This window comes from Streptomyces sp. NPDC096105 (genome assembly GCF_044763335.1).
In the GTDB taxonomy this organism is placed as follows: Bacteria; Actinomycetota; Actinomycetes; order Streptomycetales; family Streptomycetaceae; genus Streptomyces.
Genome location: NZ_JBIWGC010000008.1, coordinates 138306 through 157408, shown reverse-complemented (window position 1 = coordinate 157408; position 19103 = coordinate 138306). Strand labels below are relative to the sequence as shown.

The following is a 19103-nucleotide window of genomic DNA, read 5'->3' as shown; positions in this document are numbered from 1 at the left end:
GCATGCGCGCGGCACGGTGCGCGTGACCGGGGCCTCCCCCGCCCCCGGGGGGCGGGGGAGGGGCGCCGCGGGCGGGCGGCGGGAACCGGCCGGGGTCCAGCAGCCCGCCCCACTCGGCGCCGCCCTGGAACGGCTCGCCGGGATACCGCTCAGCGCTTGGCATACTCGCGGAAGCCGCGGCCGGTCTTGCGGCCGAGGCAGCCCGCGGCCACCAGGTGCTCCAGCAGGGGCGCCGGGGCCAGGCCCGGGTCGCGGAACTCGCGGTGCAGCACCTTCTCGATGGCCAGGGACACGTCCAGCCCGACGACGTCCAGCAGCTCGAACGGGCCCATCGGATAGCCGCCGCCCAGCTTCATCGCGGCGTCGATGTCGTCCAGGGTGGCGTAGTGCTCCTGCACCATCTTGACCGCGTTGTTCAGGTACGGGAACAGCAGCGCGTTGACGATGAACCCGGCCCGGTCGCCGCAGTCCACGGCGTGCTTGCGGATCGTCCCGCAGACCTCGCGCACGGTGGCGTGGACGTCGTCGGCGGTGAGCACCGTACGCACCACCTCGACCAGCTTCATGGCCGGCGCCGGGTTGAAGAAGTGCATGCCGATCACGTCCTGCGGACGCGAGGTGGCGCGGGCGCAGGCGACGACCGGCAGGGAGGACGTGGTGGTGGCGAGCACCGCGCCCGGCTTGCACACCTTGTCCAGCGTGGCGAACAGCTGCCGCTTGACCTCCAGGTCCTCGGCGACCGCCTCCACCGCGAGGTCGACGTCGGCGAAGTCGTCGTAGGCGCCCGTCGGACGGATCAGGTCCAGGGTGCTCGCGGCGGCCTCGGCGGTCATCCGGCCCTTGTCGACCGACCGGGACAGCGACTTCCCGACGCGGGCCTTCGCGGCCCGCGCCTTCTCCTCGCCGCGGGCGGCCAGGACGACCTCGAAGCCCGCCTTGGCGAAGACCTCGGCGATCCCGGACGCCATCGTGCCCGAGCCGGCCACGCCCACCGAGCGCACCGGACGGCCGGGGACCGAGGGGCCGTCCGCACGCGGGGTGAGGGCGTCGTCCACCACCGCGCCGCTGCCGGGCGCCTCGTACGTGTAGAAGCCGCGGCCCGCCTTGCGGCCGGTCAGGCCCGCCTCGCTGAGCTGCTTGAGGATCGGCGCGGGGGCGTGCAGCCGGTCGCGGGAGGCGGCGTACATGGCGTCCAGGACCGTGCGGGCGGTGTCGATGCCGATCAGGTCCAGCAGCGCCAGCGGGCCCATCGGCAGGCCGCAGCCCAGCCGCATCGCGGCGTCGATGTCCTCGCGGGAGGCGTACCTGGCCTCGTACATCGCGGCGGCCTGGTTGAGGTAGCCGAACAGGAGGCCGTCGGCGACGAATCCGGGCCGGTCGCCGACCGCCACCGGTTCCTTGCCCAGGTCCAGGGCGAGGTCGGTGACGGCGGTGACGGCGGCGGGCGCGGTCAGCACGCTGGAGACGACCTCGACCAGCCTCATCGCGGGCGCCGGGTTGAAGAAGTGCATGCCCAGCACGCGCTCCGGGCGGGCGGAGTCGGCGGCGAGCCGGGTCACGGACAGCGCGTTGGTGCCGGTGGCCAGGACGGTGTCCGGCCGCACGACGCCGTCCAGCTCCCGGAAGATCTGCTGCTTGATCTCGTACGACTCCGGGGCGACCTCGATCACCAGGTCGGCGGGCGCCGCGGCCGAGAGGTCGGTGCCGGTGGTGACCCGGGCGAGGAGCTCCTCGCGCTGCCGCCCGGTCAGCCGGCCGCGCTCGACGGCGCGGGCGGTGGAGGCCTCCAGGGCGGCGACGCACTTCGCCGCCTGGGCCTCGCTGACGTCGATGCCGATCACGTCGCGGCCGGCGGCGGCCAGGACCTCGGCGATGCCGGTGCCCATCGTGCCGAGGCCGACCACGGCGACGGTCCGGAGCGGGGACAAGGGGGTGTGGGACGGGGGAGTGGCCATCGCGGGACTCCAGGAATGAGGGTGACGACGGAAGCGACGCCCGGGTGCGCCGGAGGGCGCACCGGGTGCGTGCGTGGATGCGGGTGTGGGCCGGGCTGCGAGCGCACACGCCCGGACCGCCGAGGAGACGGCGGTGGATCCGGCCGGCCCTGTCCCGGGGGCCGAGCCGTACTGCGGTGCACGGGGCACCGAACCGACTGCGACTCACAGCGGCCGCGTCACCAGACCGCCGTGAGGAGGATGCGAGTGGGTAACTCGCTCGTCTGAGCTTAACCCGCGGGTAACGAGCGCGCCAGCCCCCGGAATTGTGAGGTGGCTCCCGCGTCCGGTGTGACCGGCCTAACCTCGTCGCATGGACGAAGAGCTGCGAACGCTCACGGAGCGCTTACGGGCGGAGTCCGGCGGAACGGCGGTGTACGAGCGGCTGGCCGCCACGGACGACCACGATCTCCTGGCCGGTGTCCTCACCGCTCCCGGACAGCCGCTGTGGGCACGTGAACTGGCCGCGTTCCGGCTGGGCACGGCGGGCGACCGGCGGGCGTTCGAGACGCTGGTGCTCCTCCTCAACCACCGCGACCCGCCGCGCTGCGCCGCCGCCGCGCACGCCCTGGTCCGCCTCGGCGACCCGCGCACCGCCCGCGCCGCCGCCGCCCTCGCCACCAACGAACTCCGCGTGGCCTACGCCCTGCACCCGGTCCGCCTGCTCACCGAGCTGCGCGCCCCCGAGGCGGTCCCGGCCCTGATCACCACCCTCCGCCGCCGGCTGCGCCCGCACGACCCCTACCGCAGGGTCGCGCTCGCCTGCGTGGAGGGACTGGGCGAACTCGGCGACCCCCGCGCGGAGTCCGTGCTGAACGAGGCCCTCGCCCATCCGGTGCTGGCGGAGGCGGCGGTGCGCGCCCTGGCCCGCATCCCGCGCCAGGGGGGTGCGCGCGGACGGATCCCCGGACGGCGCTAGCGGGTGACGGACCGTCACACCGCTGCCGGACCCCGGAGCCAGGTGGCTCACATGAGACCTGGCACACGCCGGGAACGGGACGGATCAGCCGGTGAGGCGCCGCACGTACCGCACCTCGGGCACCGCGACCCCGGCCACCTCGAAGGCCTCCTCCGCGCCGTCCGCCCGGTAGCCCGCGGCCTCGTAGAAGCGGCGGGCGCGGGCGTTCCCCTCGAGCACCCACAGGAACACCCGCGGCCGGCCGGCCGCCGCGCACCGGCCGGTCACCTCGGTCAGCAGGGCGCGCCCCACCCCCTGTCCGATGCGCTCGGGCGGCAGGTACAGCGCGTACAGCTCGCCGTCCCCGGTGCGCACGTCGCCGTCCCGGTACGGACCGTACGCGGCCCACCCGGCGAGGGCGCCGTCCGCCGCCTCGGCGACCAGATCGACCACGCTGCCGTCCCCGGCCGCCAGCCGCGCCCGCTGCCGCTCGGCCTCCGCCGCGACGTCCATCCCGTCCAGGTACTCCTGCGGGATCATCCCCCGGTACGCGTACTGCCACCCGCGGACCCGCATCCCGGCGACCGCCGCGCAGTCGTCGGCGGTCATCGGGCGGATGCGCGTGCCGGTCATTCCGGGACCACCGCGAGAGCCTCGACCTCCAGCAGGAACTCCGGGCGGACCAGGGCGGCGACCTGGACGGCGGAGGCCGCCGGGAGGCGGTCGTCGGGGAGGTGGGCGGCGCGGGCCACGCGGACGGCCGGCATGTGCGCCATGTCCGTGACGAAGTAGGTGAGCTTCACGACGTCGTCGAAACTCGCACCGGCCGCCGCGAGACACCGCCGCAGGTTCTCGAAGACCTGGCGGGCCTGGGCCCCGGCGTCGCCCTCGCCGACGAGCGTGCCGTCCTCGTCCAGGGCGAGCCGGCCCGAGACGGCGACCGGGCGGCCGGTGCCCGTCACCACGTGCGTGTACTGGGCCGCGGGGGCCACTCCGCCGGGGGCGGGTATGCGGGTCAGGTGGGTCATGCGGGTCATCATGGCCCACCGTGCCGCGCGCCCGCCCCCGGATCTCCCCGGGTCAGATGCGGGAGCCGAGGAGGCCGTGGAGGACCGAGCCGCGGGCCGTGCCGGGGGTCGCCTTCGACGTCAGCGGCTTCGGGTCGGGCAGGGCCGCGCACACCGCGTCGGCGTCCCCGTGGCTGCCGCGCGGCACCGTGCCGTCGGCGAGATAGGCCGCCAGGTGCCGGTCCAGGCAGGCGTTCCCGCTCAGTGTGACCCCGTGGTTGCCGCCGCCCGACTCGACCACCAGGCTCGAGCGCTCCAGCCGGCGGTGCACGGTGACGGCGCCCTGGTACGGGGTGGCCGCGTCGTCCGTGGCCTGGAACAGCAGCGCGGGCGGCACCTGGCCGGTGGTGTTGATCCGCTCCGGCCGCGCCGACTCGACCGGCCAGAACGCGCACGGCGCGTTGTACCAGGCGTTGTTCCAGGACAGGAACGGCGCCCGCTCGTACATCTCCCAGTTGTCCTTGCGCCACTGCGCCCAGTCCCGCGGCCAGGCGGCGTCCCGGCACTCGACCGCCGTGTAGACGCTGTACCCGTTGTCCCCGGCGACGTCGGTCGCGCCGAAGTTCTCGTACGCCTCGACCAGCGGCTGTGCGTCCTTCTCGTGGACGTACGCGGCGAACGCCTCGGCCAGGTACGGCCAGTAGCCGTTGTAGTAGCCGCCCGGGACGAAGGTGTCCTCCAGCTCGGCCGGGCCGACCTTCCCGCCGGCCGGGTCCTCCTTCAGCGCGGACCGCATCGCGTACCAGGCGGCCTCGATCTTCTCCGCGTCCGTGCCCAGGCGGTACGTCGCGTCGTGCTTGGCCACCCAGTCCATGAAGGCGCGGTGGCGGGCGTTGAACGCCTGGTTCTGGTCGAGGTTGGAGTCGTACCAGACGCCGGTGGGGTCGACCACGGAGTCCAGCACCAGCCGCCGCACCCGCTGCGGGTGCAGCTTGGCGTACACGGTGCCGAGGTAGGTGCCGTAGGAGTAGCCGAAGTAGTTGATCCGCTCCGCGCCCAGCGCCTGCCGGATCACGTCCAGGTCGCGCGCGGCGGCGGCGGTGGTCATGTGCGGCAGCAGGTCCCCGTACTTGCGGCCGCAGGCCTCGGCGAAGGACTTCGCGCGGTCCAGGTTGGCCCGCTCCACCTCGGGCGAGGTGGGTACCGGGTCGGGGCGCACGGCGTCGAAGTGGCCCGGCACACAGTCCAGCGCGGGGCGGCTGTCGCCCACCCCGCGCGGGTCGAACCCGATGACGTCGTACTCGGCGGCGACCTTCTCCGGCAGCGACGCGGCCACGAACCCGGCGAGCGTCAGTCCGCTGCCGCCCGGGCCGCCCGGGTTCACCAGCAGCGGGCCCTGGTACTTCCTCGCCGTGTGCGGGATGCGCGACAGCGCCAGCGTGATGGTGCGCCCGGAGGGTTCGGCGTGGTCCAGCGGCACCTCGACGGACGCGCACTGCAACGTCGGGTGGTCGTCGGTGCCGCACTTCTTCCAGGCGGGCGCGGCGGCGCGGAACGTCTCCGGGGCGTGCGGGGCGCCGGCCTCGGCGGGCACGGCCGTGAGGCCCGAGGCGACGACGACGGCGGCGGCGCCGCACAGCACGGCTGCGCGTTTCTTCATGGTTCTCCCAGGACGAGGTGTCGCGGACCGCGAGGCTCACGGTTCACGCGGCATCGTCCCGGTGTGGCGCCCCACCTGAACGTGTTCCGCCGGTTGTTGACCCAATCGGGCCGCCGGATGCGCCCGGATGCCCTCAGAGCAGCGTCAGCTGGGCCGGCAGCTCCGGTTCCGGTCCTTCCGGCTCCGGGGCCGGGACGCGGCGGGGGGCGCCCGCACGGGCCGGGCCGATGCCGTACTCGCGGGCCAGGTCGTGCACCTGACGCGTGATCCGGCGCTGGTACCACCGGGGCGCGTAGGCGCCCTCCGCGTACAGCCGCTCGTAGCGGGCGACCAGGTGCGGATGGTGCCGGGCCAGCCAGGACATGAACCACTCGCGGGCGCCGGGCCGCAGGTGCAGCACCAGCGGCGTGACCGAGGCGGCGCCCGACGCCGCGACGGCCCGCACGGTCGCCCGGAGCTGCTCCGGCCGGTCGCTCAGGAACGGGACCACCGGCGCCATCAGCACCCCGCAGCCGATGCCGGCGTCCGTGAAGGCGCGCACCACGTCCAGTCGCCGTTCGGGAGCCGGGGCACCGGGCTCGACCGTGCGCCACAGCTCCTCGTCGGTGAACCCGACCGACACCGACACGCCGACGTCGGTCACCTCGGCGGCCTGCCGCAGCAGGGGCAGGTCGCGCAGGATCAGCGTGCCCTTGGTCAGGAGGGAGAAGGGGTTGGCGTGGTCGCGCAGCGCCTCGATGATCCCGGGCATCAGCCGGTACCGGCCCTCCGCCCGCTGGTAGCAGTCGACGTTGGTGCCCATGGCTATGTGCTCGCCGTGCCAGGAGCGGGACGCCAGCCGGTGGCGCAGCAGTTCGGGCGCGTTCACCTTGACCACGATCTGGCTGTCGAAGCCGAGCCCGGTGTCGAGGTCGAGGTAGCTGTGGGTCTTGCGGGCGAAGCAGTACACGCACGCGTGCGAGCAGCCCCGGTAGGGGTTCACCGTCCATTCGAACGGCATGCGGGAGGCGCCCGGCACCCGGTTGACGACGGAGCGGGCCCGGATCTCGTGGAAGGTGATCCCGCGGAACTCGGGCGTGTCGAAGGTGCGGGTCGTGACCGCCTCCGCGCCGAACAGCGCGGTGTCGGCACGGCTGTGTTCGGAGTCCGGTGAGAGGTTCTCCCAGCGCATGACGCCTCCTCGGGGTCGCTGCGCACAGAATAGAACACGTGTTCCCTTGATCGTGCGAGCGACATCTTCGGTCAGTTACGGAACCCCGATTTGGGCGGCCGGGCGCGGGGGTGGTTGGCTTGCCCCGACCCTGGAGAGCCCAGCCCTGGAGGAATGCGATGGCGCAGGTCGAGTCCACTACGGAGCGGATCGTCGCGGCGGACGCGGACACGGTGTTCGACGCCCTCGCCGACTACAGCGGCACCCGCGCCAAGCTGCTGCCCGAGCAGTTCAGCGAGTACGAGGTCCGCGAGGGCGGCGACGGTGAGGGCACCCTCGTGCACTGGAAGCTCCAGGCCACCAGCAAGCGGGTGCGCGACTGCCTCCTGGAGGTCACCGAGCCCACCGACGGCGAGCTGGTCGAGAAGGACCGCAACTCCTCCATGGTCACCACCTGGCGGGTCACCCCGGCCGGCGAGGGCCGCGCCCGGGTCGTCGTGACCACCGTGTGGGACGGCGCGGGCGGCATCGGCGGCTTCTTCGAGCGCACCTTCGCCCCCAAGGGTCTCGCCCGTATTCACGACGCCGTCCTGGCCCGGCTGGCCGGCGAGGTCGAGACGCAGTAGGTCCGGTCGCCGCCAACTCCGTTCATACGAGATGGAGTTGGCGCTCCCGTCACCGGTTCGGGTGATCTCTCGGCGGACCGACTCTGTGCCGTAACTCGTCGCGCTTGCTCGTAGTTGTCGCTTTCACGCGGGAATTGGCCGGCGGTGCGACGAGGGGAGCGGCACGTGGGCGGGATCACTCTGACGCAGGACGAGCCGGTCACGGCTCCATCGGCCGGGGGGCCGCCGTCCCCCGTGCCACCGGCCGGGGACCCGCCGTCCCCGGCCCCGGGGACCGGGCCGGCCCTGAGCCCCGCCCGGGTCCGGCTCGTCTTCCTCGCGCTCATGCTGGCGCTGCTGCTCGCCGCGCTCGAGCAGATGATCGTCGCCACCGCGCTGCCGAAGATCGTCGGCGAGCTGCACGGTCTGGACAAGATGTCCTGGGCGATCACCGCCTACCTGCTCACCGCCACCGTCGGACTGCCGGTGTACGGCAAGCTCGGCGACCAGCTCGGCCGCAAGGGCGTCTTCCAGTTCGCCATCCTGGTCTTCGTCGTCGGCTCCGCGCTGGCCGGCCGCGCCACGACGATGGACCAGCTCATCGCCTACCGCGCGGTGCAGGGCGTCGGCGCGGGCGGCCTGATGATCGGCGTCCAGGCGATCATCGCGGACATCGTGCCCGCCCGGCGGCGCGGCCGCTTCATGGGGCTGATCGGCGCCGCCTTCGGACTCGCGTCGGTCGCCGGCCCGCTGCTCGGCGGCTACTTCACCGACCACCTGTCCTGGCGCTGGTGCTTCTACATCAACGTGCCGTTCGGCCTCGTCACCATGGCGGTCGTCGCCCTGGTGCTGAAACTGCCGAAGCCGGCCGGACGGCGTCGCTTCGACGTGCTCGGCACCCTGCTGCTGACCGCCGCCTCCACCTGTCTGGTGCTGCTGACCAGCTGGGGCGGCACCGAGTACGCCTGGGACTCCCGCGTCGTGCTCGGCCTCGCCGCCGGCGCCGTCGCGGCCACCGCCGCCTTCCTGGCCGTCGAGCGCTTCGCCGCCGAACCCCTCATCCCGCTGCGGCTGTTCCGCGACTCCGTCTTCAACGTCACCGGCCTGGTGGGCCTGGTCATCGGCGTCGCCCTGTTCGGCGCCGCCAGCTATCTGCCGACCTACCTCCAGATGGTCGACGGGGCCTCGGCGACCGAGTCGGGCCTGCTGATGCTGCCCATGATGGGCGGCATCGTCGGCACCTCCGTCGTCTCCGGGCACATGATCAGCCGCTCCGGCCGCTACCGCAGCCACCCCATCGTCGGCTCCGCCCTGTCCGTCGTCGGCATGTGGCTGCTGTCCCGCCTGGAGACCGGCACCCCCCGGCTGCACTACAGCGTCTGGATGTTCGTCCTCGGCGCCGGCATCGGCATGGTGATGCCGGTCCTCGTCCTCGCCGTGCAGAACTCCGTCCGCCCCGCGGACCTCGGCACCGCCACCAGCGCCAACAACTACTTCCGGCGGATCGGCGGCAGCGTCGGCGCCGCCGTCTTCGGCACCCTGTTCGCCGGCCGGCTCACCGACGCGCTCGCCGAGCGGCTCCCCGCCGACGCGGCCGGCGCGCCGGCCGACGCCGAGTCGATCACTCCCGAGCTCGTGCACGCCCTGCCGCCCGAGCTGCGCGACGCCTACGTCCAGGCCTACGCGGACGCCATGCCGCGCATCTTCCTCTACCTCGTGCCGGTGCTCGTCCTCGGCCTGCTCATCGCCTTCTTCCTCAAGGAGAAACCACTGGTGTCCCACCACGCCCCCACCGCCGACCCGGCCCAGGAAGCACCGCGGTTCGAGGCGCGCGTGCCGCAGGCGCGCAGCGCGCAGAGCGGCGGCATCCCCGTCTGCGGCACCGTCCAGCACCCCGACGGCACCCCCGTGCCCCACGCGGCGCTCACCCTCATCGACGTCCAGGGGCGGCAGACCGGACGCGGCGCGAGCGGCGCCGACGGCCGGTACGCGCTGGCCGCCCCCGGACCCGGCTCGTACGTGCTCATCGCCGCCGCGGGCGGTCACCAGCCGCAGGCGGTCTCCGTGACCGTCGGCGAGCGGCCCGTCGAGCTCGACGTCGTCCTCGGCGGCGCGGGCCGGCTCGCGGGCAGTGTCCTCACCGCCGACGGCACCCCCGTGCGCGACGCCGCCGTCACCCTCACCAACGTGCACGGCGAGGTCGTCGCCAGCACCCGCAGCGGCCGCGAGGGCGGCTACGTCATCACCGAGCTGGTCGCGGGGGAGTACACCCTCGCCGCCAGCGCCCCCGCCTTCCGCCCGGCGGCGCTTCCCGTCACCGTGCAGGCCGCCCGCGAGACCCGGCAGGACGTCGAGCTGGCGGGCGGCGCGGTGCTCCGCGGCACCGTGCGGGCGGGCGGCGGACGGCCGGTGGAGGACGCGCGGGTCACGCTGCTGGACGCGGCGGGCAACGTCGTGGACACCCTCACCACCGGACCCGACGGCACCTTCCGCTTCGTCGACCTGTCCTCCGGCGGGTACACGGTCATCGCCGCCGGTTACCCGCCGGTCGCGACCGTGCTCCAGGTGGCCGGCGGGGGCCGCACGGAACGCGACCTGCAACTGGGGCACGAGGACTGAGCGTTCCGCCCCCGTACCGGTGGACCGGAGCCGTCCCCCTCCGCGGCTCCGGTCCACTCCTGTCGTCCCCCGGCCGCGGCGTCCGCCGCGTCCCCCTCGGTGCGACGGCGGACGACTCCGGCGGCGCGGTCCGTCACGGGTGATCACTGTGCGCCGAGCGGTGTCCGGCAGTGTGGTCCGCGTCAGGTCCGTCCACAATGTGGCCCGCGCCTATGCGGCGATGGTCGACCGTGGTGTGCGCACACGTCGTTGAGGAGCGCGGAGGGGACGGGCGCCGACCGTGCGCCGTCCGGGGAGCGTGTCGGTCAAGGCGTCCGGCGGCTTCGGGCCGCGGCCTGGTCCGCGAGGCCGCCCGCGCCCAGCAGGCCCGTCGCCTCGAACGGCTCGGCGGCGGCCAACCGCGGCAGTTCGCGCCGGGACAGCGCCGTCACCACCGGCGGCATCGCCGCCCGCACCAGCTGGGTCGCGCGCAGCCAGCCGGGCACGTACACCGACGGACGGCGCCGCCGCACCGCGTCCGCCAGCCGCCGCGCCACGTGCTCCACCGGGTACACCTTCCGCGCCGGCGGCGGCATGTGGCCGCGCAGCTCGCGCAGCACCGCGTGCTCGTCCACGCCGCGGATCATGTCGGTGTCCGTCCAGTTGATGTAGGCGATGCCCACGCCCACGTGACGGTGCGCCATCTCCGCCCGCAGGGAGAGCGCGAACGACTCGACACCCGCCTTGGACGCGCAGTACGCGCTCATCATCGGCGCCGCGCCGATCGACGCCAGCGAGGCCACCTGGAGGAAGTAGCCGCCGGTGCCGGTCAGGTCGCCGATGAACGTGCGGGCGGTGGCCGCGCTGCCGATCAGGTTCACCTCGATCACCCGGCGCCACACGGCCGGGTCGGACTCGGGGAACGGCCCGCCCTCGGCCACCCCCGCGTTGGCGACCACGACGGACGGCGGCCCGAGGCGTGCCCGGATCTCCGCGCCGGTCTCCGCCAGGCCCTGGTCGTCCGTGACGTCGACCTCCCAGCAGCCGCCCTCGCCGGGCAGTCGGTCCCGCACCTGCCGCAGCGTCCGCTCCTCCCGCCCGAGCAGCGCCACCTTCATGCCGCGTGCGGACAGCTCCCGGGCCAGTGCCGCGCCCAGGCCGCGTGCCGCTCCGGTGACGACGGCGGTCCTTCCGTCCAGCGGGTTCCGGGTGCCGTGCATGCGACGCTCCTGTGCTCCGTGACGGGCGTTCGTCCCCGTTCACGGTAGGACCGGCCGGGCATCCGCGCAGGTCGAAGGCGCGGACCCCGGACCGTATGGGGCGTCAGTGGTCTGGACCGGTGAGAGTTATCCACAGGGTGGCCGGACCGGTGCGGGACCACGTAGCGTGTGCCGCATGAAGATCCTCATCAGCGCCGACATGGAGGGCGCCACCGGTGTCACCTGGCCGGCCGACGTCCTGCCGGGGACGCCCCAGTGGGAGCGGTGCCGGTCGATGTTCACCTCGGACGTGGACGCCGCCGTGCGGGGCTTCTTCGACGGAGGCGCCGACGAGGTGCTGATCAACGAGGCCCACTGGACCATGCGCAACCTGCTGCTGGAGCGGCTCGACGAGCGCGCCGAGATGCTCACCGGCCGGCACAAGGCGCTGTCCATGGTCGAGGGCGTGCAGCGCGGCGACGTCGACGGCATCGCCTTCGTCGGCTACCACGCGGGGGCCGGCATGGAGGGCGTCCTCGCGCACACCTTCCTCGCCAACTCCGTCACCGGCGTCTGGCTCAACGACGTCCGGGCCAGCGAGGGCCTGCTCAACGCGCACGTGGCCGCCGAGTACGGCGTCCCGGTGATCCTCGTCACCGGCGACGACGTGGCCTGCGAGGACGCCCTCGGCTACGCGCCCGAGGCGCTGAAGGTCGCCGTGAAGGACCACGTCTCGCGGTACGCCGCCGTGTGCCGCACCCCTTCCCGGACGGCGGCCGACATCCACGCGGCGGCCAAGGAGGCGGCCGCGCTGGCGGTGCGCAGGGAGCCGGTCCGGGGCGGGCCCTTCACCGTGGCGGTGGAGTTCGACGCCGAGCACCTGGCCACCTCCGTCACCGTCGTGCCGGGCGTGACCCGCGGCGGCGAGCGCAAGGTGATCTACACCAGCGAGACCATGTACGACGCGATCCGCACATTCAAGGCGGTCACCACGATCGCCTCGGCCGCGGTGGAGGAGCAGTATGGCTGACCAGCTCGCCCTGGACGAGGTCGTGACCTTCACGTCCGACCTCATCAGGATCGACACGACGAACCGGGGCGGAGGCGACTGCCAGGAACGCCCCGCCGCCGAGTACGCGGCGGCGCGGCTCGCCGAGGCCGGCCTGGAACCGGTCCTGCTGGAGCGCACCCCGGGCCGGACCAACGTCGTGGCGCGGCTGGAGGGCACCGACCCGTCGGCCGACGCGCTGCTGCTCCACGGCCACCTGGACGTCGTCCCGGCCGAGCCCGCCGACTGGAGCGTGCACCCCTTCTCCGGGGAGATCCGCGACGGCGTGGTCTGGGGACGCGGCGCCGTCGACATGAAGAACATGGACGCGATGATCCTGTCCGTGGTGCGGTCCTGGGCGCGCGAGGGCGTGCGGCCCCGCCGGGACGTCGTCATCGCGTTCACCGCCGACGAGGAGGCCAGCGCCGAGGACGGCGCGGGATTCCTCGCCGACCGGCACCCGCACCTCTTCGAGGGCTGCACCGAGGGCGTCAGCGAGTCCGGCGCGTACACCTTCCACGACGGCCAGGGCCGGCAGTTCTACCCGATCGGGGCCGGCGAGCGCGGCACCGGCTGGATGCGGCTCACCGCCCGCGGCCGGGCCGGACACGGCTCCAAGGTCAACCGGGAGAACGCGGTCACCCGCCTCGCCGCCGCCCTCACCCGCATCGGCGAGCACGAGTGGCCGCTGCGGCTCACCCCGACGGTGCGCGCCGCGCTGACCGAGATCGCCGCCGTGTACGGCATCGACACCGACCTGTCCGACGTGGACGCCGTGCTGGACAAGCTCGGCGGGGCGGCCAAGCTCGTCGAGGCCACCGTCCGCAACAGCAGCAACCCGACCATGCTCGACGCGGGCTACAAGGTCAACGTGATCCCGGGCGAGGCCGTCGCGCACGTCGACGGGCGGTTCCTGCCGGACACCGAGGAGGAGTTCCGGGCCACCATGGACCGGCTCACCGGCCCGGACGTCGACTGGGAGTTCGTCCACCACGAGATCGCCCTCCAGGCGCCGGTGGACTCGCCGACGTTCGCCCGCATGCGGGAGGCCGTCCAGGCGTTCGCGCCCGAGGCGTACACGGTGCCGTACTGCATGTCCGGCGGCACGGACGCCAAGCAGTTCGCCCGCCTCGGCATCACCGGCTACGGCTTCGCGCCGCTGAAGCTGCCCGAGGGCTTCGACTACCAGGCCCTCTTCCACGGGGTGGACGAGCGCGTCCCGGTCGAGGCGCTGCGGTTCGGTGTCCAGGTGCTCGACCGGTTCCTGCGGTCGGCCTGAGCGAGTGGGGGAAACAGTGCAGACCCTGGCGTACGGCGAGTGGCCCTCGCCGGTCGACGCGGCGACGGCCGCGGCCCACGACGGCAGCCCCGAGTTCGCGGACTTCGTCGGGGACGAGGTGTGGTGGACCGAGCCCCGGCCCGCCGAGGCGGGCCGGCGCACCCTGGTGCGGCGGCACGCGGACGGCACCGAGGAGTCCGTCCTGCCCGCGCCGTGGAACGTGCGCAGTCGCGTCATCGAGTACGGCGGCCGCCCCTGGGCCGGCGCCGTGCGCGACGGCGTCCCGGTCGTGGTGTTCGCGCACTTCCCCGACCAGCGCCTCTACCGCTGGGAGCCGGGCGGCGAACCGCGCCCGCTCACACCGGTGTCGCCGGTGGGACTGGGACTGCGCTGGGCCGAGCCCACCGTGCTGCCGGAGCGCGGCGAGGTGTGGTGCGTCCTGGAGGAGTTCACCGGCGACGGCCCGAGCGACGTGCGCCGGGTGCTCGCCGCCGTGCCGCTCGACGGATCGGCCGCCGACGACCGGGGCGCGGTGCGGGAACTGACCGGGGAGCGGCACCGCTTCGTCACCGGGCCCAGGCTGTCGCCCGACGGGACGCGCGCGGCCTGGATCGGCTGGGACCACCCCCGCATGCCGTGGGACGGCACCGAGCTGATCGTCGCCGACGTCCGCGCCGACGGCACCCTCACCGGCGCCCGCGCCGTGGCCGGCGGGCCCGAGGAGTCCGTCCCCCAGGCCGACTGGACCCACGACAACCGCCTGCTGTACGCGAGCGACCGCACCGGCTGGTGGAACCTCTACCGGGACGGGGAGCCGGTCTGCCCGCGCCCGGAGGAGTTCGGCGGGCCGCTGTGGAAGCTGGGCCTGCGCTGGTTCGCCCCGCTGGACGGCGGGCTGATCGCCGTCCTGCACGGCAAGGGCGCCCAGCGGCTCGGCGTGCTCGACCCGGAGACCCGCGAGGTCGTCGACGCCGTCGGCCCGTGGAGCGAGTTCGGCCCCACCCTCGCCGCGCTCGGCGAGCGGGTCGTCGCCGTCGGCGCCGGACCGCGCAGCTCCCACGAGGTGGTGGAGCTGGACACCCGCACCGGCCGGGCCCGCGTGATCGGCGCCGCCCACCGCGACGCCGTGGACCCCGCCTACTACCCGGAGCCCGAGGTCCGCACCTTCACCGGGCCCGACGGCCGGGAGATCCACGCCCAGGTCTACCCGCCGCGCAACCCGGACTGCGCCGGCCCCGCCGACGCGCCGCCCCCCTACGTGATCTGGGCGCACGGCGGCCCCACCGGCCGGGTGCCCCTGGTGCTCGACCTGGAGATCGCCTACTTCACCTCGCGCGGCATCGGCGTCGCCGAGGTCGACTACGGCGGCTCCACCGGCTACGGCCGCGCCTACCGCAACCGGCTGCGCGGCCGGTGGGGCGTGGTCGACGTCGAGGACTGCGCCGCCGTCGCGCTGGCCCTCGCCGAGGAGGGCACCGCCGACCGGAACCGGCTCGCCGTCCGCGGCGGCAGCGCCGGCGGCTGGACCACCGCCGCCTCGCTCACCACTACCGACGTCTACGCCTGCGGCACGATCATCTACCCGGTCCTCGACCTCACGGGCTGGAGCACGGGGGAGACCCACGACTTCGAATCGCAGTACCTGGAGACCCTGATCGGCCCGCGCGCCGAGGTGCCCGAGCGGTACGAGGAGCGCTCGCCCGTCACCCACGCCGACCGGCTCGGCGTGCCCTTCCTGCTGCTCCAGGGGCTGGACGACGTGATCTGCCCGCCCGTGCAGTGCGAGCGGTTCCTCGACCGGCTGGCCGGCCGGGGCGTGCCGCACGCCTACCTCACCTTCGAGGGCGAGGGCCACGGCTTCCGCCGGGCGGAGACCATGGTGCGCGCCCTGGAGGCCGAGCTGTCCCTGTACGCGCAGGTGTTCGGGCTGAAGGCGCCCGGCGTCCCGGTCCTGGAGCTGGAGCCGTGAGCGCGCTCGCCCCGCTGCGGCGGCCGCCCCGCCTCGCCCCCGGCGCCCGGGTGGCCGTGGTCGCCCCCAGCGGCCCCGTCCCCGAGGAGCGGCTCGCGGCCGGGCTCGACGTGCTGCGCGGCTGGGGTCTCGACCCCGTGGCCGCTCCGCACGTCCTCGACCGGCACGGCGAGTTCGGCTACCTCGCCGGCACCGACGCCGACCGCGCCGCCGACCTGCAGAACGCCTGGTGCGACCCGGCCGTCGACGCGGTGATCTGCGCACGCGGCGGCTACGGGGCGCAGCGCATGGTCGACGCCCTCGACTGGGAGGCGATGCGGGCCGCCGGGCCCAAGGCGTTCGTCGGGTTCAGCGACATCACCACCCTGCACGAGGCGTTCGCGGTCCGGCTCGGCCTGGTCACCCTGCACGGGCCGATGGCCGCGGGCGCCGACTTCATCAAGAGCGCCCGCGCCCAGGAACACCTGCGGGCCACCCTCCTCGCCCCCGAGACGGTCCGCACGATCCGCTCCGACGGCACCGTGCTGGTGCCGGGGCGGGCCCGCGGGGTGACGCTCGGCGGCTGCCTCTCCCTGATCGCCGGCGGCATCGGCACCCCGCACACCCGCGCCTCCGCGCGCGGCGGACTGCTGTGCCTGGAGGACGTGGGGGAGGAGACCTACCGTCTCGACCGCTGCCTCACCCAGCTGCTGCGCGCCGGGATGCTCGACGGCGTCGCCGGGATACTGCTGGGCTCCTGGGCGGAGTGCGGCCCGTACGACGAGGTGCGGGCGCTGCTCGCCGACCGGCTCGGCGGGCTCGGGGTGCCGGTCGCCGAGCAGTTCGGGTTCGGCCACGGCGACGACGCGCTGACGCTGCCGTTCGGCGTCGCGGCCGAACTGGACGCGGACGCGGGCACCCTGACGCTGGACGAACCGGCGCTGAGCTGAGCGGGCGCGCAGGGACGGGAGGGCGCGTCGGGATGACCCGCGCCGGGCGGAAGGCCGCGCCGGGGTGGCCCCGTGCCGGCCACGAGGCCGCGCCGGGGTGGCCCCGTGCCGGGTGGGGGGCGTGCCTCTGTCCGGCACGCGGGAACGGCGGCCGTCGTAGGGTGACAGGGTGCCGCACACCGCTTCCCGTTACCTCACCGAAGGCCGCCGCGTGGGGCTGCGCCACTTCACCTACGACGACGCCGCCGAGTTCACCGCGCGGGCCCGGGAGAGCAAGGACCTGCACCACCCGTGGCTGTTCCCGCCGGACACGCCGGCCGCCTACGCCGTCTACGCGCAGCGGCTGATCGAGGACCGGACCAAGGCGGGGTTCCTGGTCTGCGAGAAGGAGGCGGACGGTGCGCTCGCCGGGTTCGTCAACATCAACAACATCGTCGAGGGCGGTTTCCTCTGCGGGGCGCTGGGCTACGGCGCCTTCGCGCACGCGGCGGGACGCGGGCTGATGCGCGAGGCGCTGGACCTGGTCGTGCGGTACGCCTTCGGACCGATGCGGCTGCACCGGCTGGAGATCAACGTGCAGCCGGGCAACACCGCCTCCCTCGCCCTCGCCCGCGCCTGCGGCTTCCGCAAGGAGGGCTTCTCCCCGAAGATGCTCTTCATCGACGGAGCCTGGCGCGACCACGAACGCTGGGCGCTCACCAGCGAGATGCTGACCGGGGAGAGCTGACCGCGCCCCGCGCGGAAGCCGTACGGCACGGCCCCTGTTCAGGCGGGCGTCCGACGGCTTCCATGGAGACCGTGACGACCATCCGACATCAGGTGCTCACGCTGCCGGCCGCGCACCTCGGCGCCGACAACCCGCTGCCCGCCCTGCGTCCCCTCGACGAGATCCACCGCATCGAGGACCGCGACAAGAAGGATCTGCCGCGCGACATGGCCCGGCAGATCGGCTACGCCCCGCTGCGCAGCCTGCTGCCGGTCCCGGTCCGCGACGGCTACGACCGGCACCGCGCGCCCCGGACCCTCGACGCCCTGGTCATCGAGAACGACCGGCTGCGCGCCACCGTCCTGCCCGGCCTCGGCGGCCGGATCGCCTCCCTCGTCCACAAGCCCGCCGACCGCGAACTGCTCTACGTGAACCCGGTGTTCCAACCGGCCAACTTCGCCCTCAACGGCGCCTGGTTCTCCGGCGGCATCGAGTGGAACATCGGCGCCACCGGACACACCACCCTGTCCTGCTCACCCGTGCACGCGGCCCGCGTCCCGGCCCCCGACGGCGGGGAGATGCTGCGCCTGTGGGAGTGGGAGCGACTGCGCGACCTGCCCTTCCAGGTCGACCTGTGGCTGCCGGACGGCTCCGACTTCCTGTACGTCGGCGCGCGGATCCGCAATCCGCACGAGCGGCAGACCCCGACGTACTGGTGGTCCAACATCGCCGTCCCCGAGGACTGCCGCGTCCTCGCCCCCGCCGAGGAGGCACACAACTTCGGCTACGAGCAGCGCCTGCGCCGGGTCCCCGTCCCGGAGCACGACGGCGTCGACCGCACCTACCCGCCGAACAGCACCTACGCCGCCGACTACTTCTACGAGGTCCCCGAGCGGCGCCGGCGCTGGATCGCCGCGCTGGACGCCGGCGGCCACGGTCTCGTGCAGACCTCCACCGACACGCTGCGCGGCCGGAAGCTGTTCGTGTGGGGCCGCGGGCCCGGCGGGCGGAGCTGGCAGCGGTGGCTCACCGAGCCCGGCACCGGCGGCTACTGCGAGATCCAGGCCGGACTCGCCCGCACCCAGCTGGAACACGTGCGCCTGGAGCCGGAGAGCGAGGTGTCCTGGCTGGAGGCGTACGGGCCGTTCGAGGCGCGGCGCGACGGGGAGTGGGGCGCCGTCCTGGACGGGGCGGAGGCCCGGCTGGAGGACGTGCTGCCGCGCGCGGACGTCGACGCGGCGTACGCGGCCTGGCTGCCGTCCGCCGACACCGACCCGGGCGAAAGGCTGGCCGCCGGGTCCGGGTGGGGCGCGCTCGAAGTGCTGCGGGCCGGCTGGAAGCTGCCCGGCACGCCCTTCGACGCGAGCACCCTGGGCGAGGAGCAGGAGCCCTGGCTGCACCTGCTGCGCGCCGGTTCCTTCCCCGAGCCGCCGGACAGCCGGCCGCCGGGCGGGACGCTGGTCGCCCGGCACTGGCGGGACATGCTGGAGACGGCGCCCGCGACCGGACTCACCGAGTACCACCTGGGCGTCGCCCAGTGGCACGGCGGCGACCGCGCCCAGGCGGTGCGCAGCTGGGAGCGGGGGCTGGCGCAGGACGGACCGTCCTGGCCCGTGCTGCGCTGCCTCGCCGTCGCCGACCGGGAGGAACGCCACCCCGAGCGCGCCGCCGACCGCTACGTGCAGGCCTTCGACGACCTGTGCCGCGGGGCCGGGGGCGCGGGGGGTGACGCGGACGGGGAGTGGACCGCCGTCGTGGCCGCGCTCGGGCGGGAGGCGATCGAGGCGCTGCTCGCGGTGGGGCGCACGGCGGACGCCCGGTCGGTGTGGGAGCGGCTGCCCCCGAAGACCCGGGCCCGCGGGCGCTTCCGGCTGATCGAGGCGGGGCTGCTGCTCGCCGAGGGGCGGCACGAGGAGGCCCGCGTCGTGTTCGACGCGGGCTTCGAGGTGGCCGACCTGCGCGAGGGCGACGAGGTGATCGGACGGCTGTGGGCACGGCTCACGGACGAACCGCTGCCCGAACGGTACGACTTCCGGATGCGGCCCGTGCCATGACGGCGCG

Annotated in this window: 15 protein-coding genes; 9 read left to right on the top strand and 6 right to left on the bottom strand. The window is 74.5% G+C overall.

Annotated features, from left to right (window positions below; genetic code table 11):
• Positions 1–149: 149 nt before the first annotated feature.
• Positions 150–1955, bottom strand: coding sequence for a 3-hydroxyacyl-CoA dehydrogenase family protein (locus ACIQ8B_RS15790; RefSeq protein WP_403547311.1), 1806 nt, complete (start codon positions 1953–1955; stop codon positions 150–152).
• Between the two features lie 352 nt (positions 1956–2307).
• On the opposite strand from ACIQ8B_RS15790, the gene ACIQ8B_RS15785 reads away from it, so the two are divergent.
• A complete protein-coding gene (locus tag ACIQ8B_RS15785) occupies positions 2308–2913 on the top strand; it encodes an adenylosuccinate lyase (protein WP_403547309.1) in 606 nt (201 codons plus the stop codon).
• Between the two features lie 84 nt (positions 2914–2997).
• Here ACIQ8B_RS15785 and ACIQ8B_RS15780 read toward each other — a convergent pair whose 3' ends face one another.
• From ACIQ8B_RS15780 to ACIQ8B_RS15765, 4 genes are all read right to left on the bottom strand, one after another.
• Positions 2998–3525 (bottom strand): GNAT family N-acetyltransferase, encoded by a 528-nt coding sequence (locus ACIQ8B_RS15780; RefSeq protein WP_403547307.1) that lies wholly within the window; start codon positions 3523–3525, stop codon positions 2998–3000.
• Positions 3522–3920 (bottom strand): RidA family protein, encoded by a 399-nt coding sequence (locus ACIQ8B_RS15775; protein ID WP_403547305.1) that lies wholly within the window; start codon positions 3918–3920, stop codon positions 3522–3524. Before ACIQ8B_RS15775 ends, ACIQ8B_RS15780 begins: the two co-directional genes overlap by 4 nt.
• A gap of 52 nt (positions 3921–3972) precedes the next feature.
• Entirely contained in the window at positions 3973–5559 is a 1587-nt protein-coding gene (locus ACIQ8B_RS15770) for an alpha/beta hydrolase (RefSeq protein WP_403547303.1), read from the bottom strand.
• A 133-nt stretch (positions 5560–5692) separates the two neighbouring features.
• Positions 5693–6730: an Rv2578c family radical SAM protein gene (locus ACIQ8B_RS15765; RefSeq protein WP_403547301.1), complete on the bottom strand. Its 1038-nt coding sequence runs from the start codon at positions 6728–6730 to the stop codon at positions 5693–5695.
• Positions 6731–6888: 158 nt separating this feature from the next.
• On the opposite strand from ACIQ8B_RS15765, the gene ACIQ8B_RS15760 reads away from it, so the two are divergent.
• Together ACIQ8B_RS15760 and ACIQ8B_RS15755 are read left to right on the top strand one after the other, a co-directional pair.
• Positions 6889–7335, top strand: coding sequence for an SRPBCC family protein (locus tag ACIQ8B_RS15760; RefSeq protein WP_403547299.1), 447 nt, complete (start codon positions 6889–6891; stop codon positions 7333–7335).
• 165 nt (positions 7336–7500) lie between these two features.
• Entirely contained in the window at positions 7501–9933 is a 2433-nt protein-coding gene (locus ACIQ8B_RS15755) for an MFS transporter (protein WP_403547297.1), read from the top strand.
• Between the two features lie 305 nt (positions 9934–10238).
• Here the strand turns inward: ACIQ8B_RS15755 and ACIQ8B_RS15750 are convergent, their stop codons facing one another.
• On the bottom strand, positions 10239–11132 hold the full coding sequence (locus ACIQ8B_RS15750; protein WP_290006297.1) for an SDR family oxidoreductase: 894 nt from the start codon (positions 11130–11132) through the stop codon (positions 10239–10241).
• Between the two features lie 175 nt (positions 11133–11307).
• Here ACIQ8B_RS15750 and ACIQ8B_RS15745 point away from each other — a divergent pair, with 175 nt between their 5' ends.
• From ACIQ8B_RS15745 to ACIQ8B_RS15720, 6 genes are all read left to right on the top strand, one after another.
• Positions 11308–12141 carry a M55 family metallopeptidase gene (locus tag ACIQ8B_RS15745; RefSeq protein WP_290006296.1) on the top strand — a complete coding sequence of 278 codons (834 nt, stop codon included), beginning with the start codon at positions 11308–11310 and terminating at the stop codon, positions 12139–12141.
• Positions 12134–13438 carry a M20/M25/M40 family metallo-hydrolase gene (locus ACIQ8B_RS15740; RefSeq protein ID WP_106411552.1) on the top strand — a complete coding sequence of 435 codons (1305 nt, stop codon included), beginning with the start codon at positions 12134–12136 and terminating at the stop codon, positions 13436–13438. The genes ACIQ8B_RS15745 and ACIQ8B_RS15740 overlap by 8 nt, the downstream gene beginning before the upstream one ends.
• Before the next feature lie 16 nt (positions 13439–13454).
• Positions 13455–15407 (top strand): LpqB family beta-propeller domain-containing protein, encoded by a 1953-nt coding sequence (locus ACIQ8B_RS15735; RefSeq protein ID WP_403547294.1) that lies wholly within the window; start codon positions 13455–13457, stop codon positions 15405–15407.
• A complete protein-coding gene (locus tag ACIQ8B_RS15730; RefSeq protein ID WP_403547292.1) occupies positions 15404–16336 on the top strand; it encodes an LD-carboxypeptidase in 933 nt (310 codons plus the stop codon). Before ACIQ8B_RS15735 ends, ACIQ8B_RS15730 begins: the two co-directional genes overlap by 4 nt.
• Before the next feature lie 169 nt (positions 16337–16505).
• Positions 16506–17063, top strand: a complete 558-nt coding sequence (locus ACIQ8B_RS15725; RefSeq protein WP_290006289.1) for a GNAT family N-acetyltransferase — start codon at positions 16506–16508, stop codon at positions 17061–17063.
• A 62-nt stretch (positions 17064–17125) separates the two neighbouring features.
• On the top strand, positions 17126–19096 hold the full coding sequence (locus ACIQ8B_RS15720; RefSeq protein WP_403547290.1) for a DUF5107 domain-containing protein: 1971 nt from the start codon (positions 17126–17128) through the stop codon (positions 19094–19096).
• The last annotated feature ends 7 nt before the right edge of the window (positions 19097–19103 follow it).

Bases quoted from the DNA above. Each gene is read 5' to 3' on its own strand.
- ACIQ8B_RS15790 (WP_403547311.1), bottom strand. From the start codon at position 1,955: ATGGCCACTCCCCCGTCCCACACCCCCTTGTCCCCGCTCCGGACCGTC.
- ACIQ8B_RS15745 (WP_290006296.1), top strand. From the start codon at position 11,308: ATGAAGATCCTCATCAGCGCCGACATGGAGGGCGCCACCGGTGTCACC.
- ACIQ8B_RS15760 (WP_403547299.1), top strand. From the start codon at position 6,889: ATGGCGCAGGTCGAGTCCACTACGGAGCGGATCGTCGCGGCGGACGCG.
- ACIQ8B_RS15770 (WP_403547303.1), bottom strand. From the start codon at position 5,559: ATGAAGAAACGCGCAGCCGTGCTGTGCGGCGCCGCCGCCGTCGTCGTC.
- ACIQ8B_RS15785 (WP_403547309.1), top strand. From the start codon at position 2,308: ATGGACGAAGAGCTGCGAACGCTCACGGAGCGCTTACGGGCGGAGTCC.
- ACIQ8B_RS15750 (WP_290006297.1), bottom strand. From the start codon at position 11,132: ATGCACGGCACCCGGAACCCGCTGGACGGAAGGACCGCCGTCGTCACC.
- ACIQ8B_RS15740 (WP_106411552.1), top strand. From the start codon at position 12,134: ATGGCTGACCAGCTCGCCCTGGACGAGGTCGTGACCTTCACGTCCGAC.
- ACIQ8B_RS15765 (WP_403547301.1), bottom strand. From the start codon at position 6,730: ATGCGCTGGGAGAACCTCTCACCGGACTCCGAACACAGCCGTGCCGAC.
- ACIQ8B_RS15780 (WP_403547307.1), bottom strand. From the start codon at position 3,525: ATGACCGGCACGCGCATCCGCCCGATGACCGCCGACGACTGCGCGGCG.
- ACIQ8B_RS15775 (WP_403547305.1), bottom strand. From the start codon at position 3,920: ATGACCCACCTGACCCGCATACCCGCCCCCGGCGGAGTGGCCCCCGCG.
- ACIQ8B_RS15720 (WP_403547290.1), top strand. From the start codon at position 17,126: ATGGAGACCGTGACGACCATCCGACATCAGGTGCTCACGCTGCCGGCC.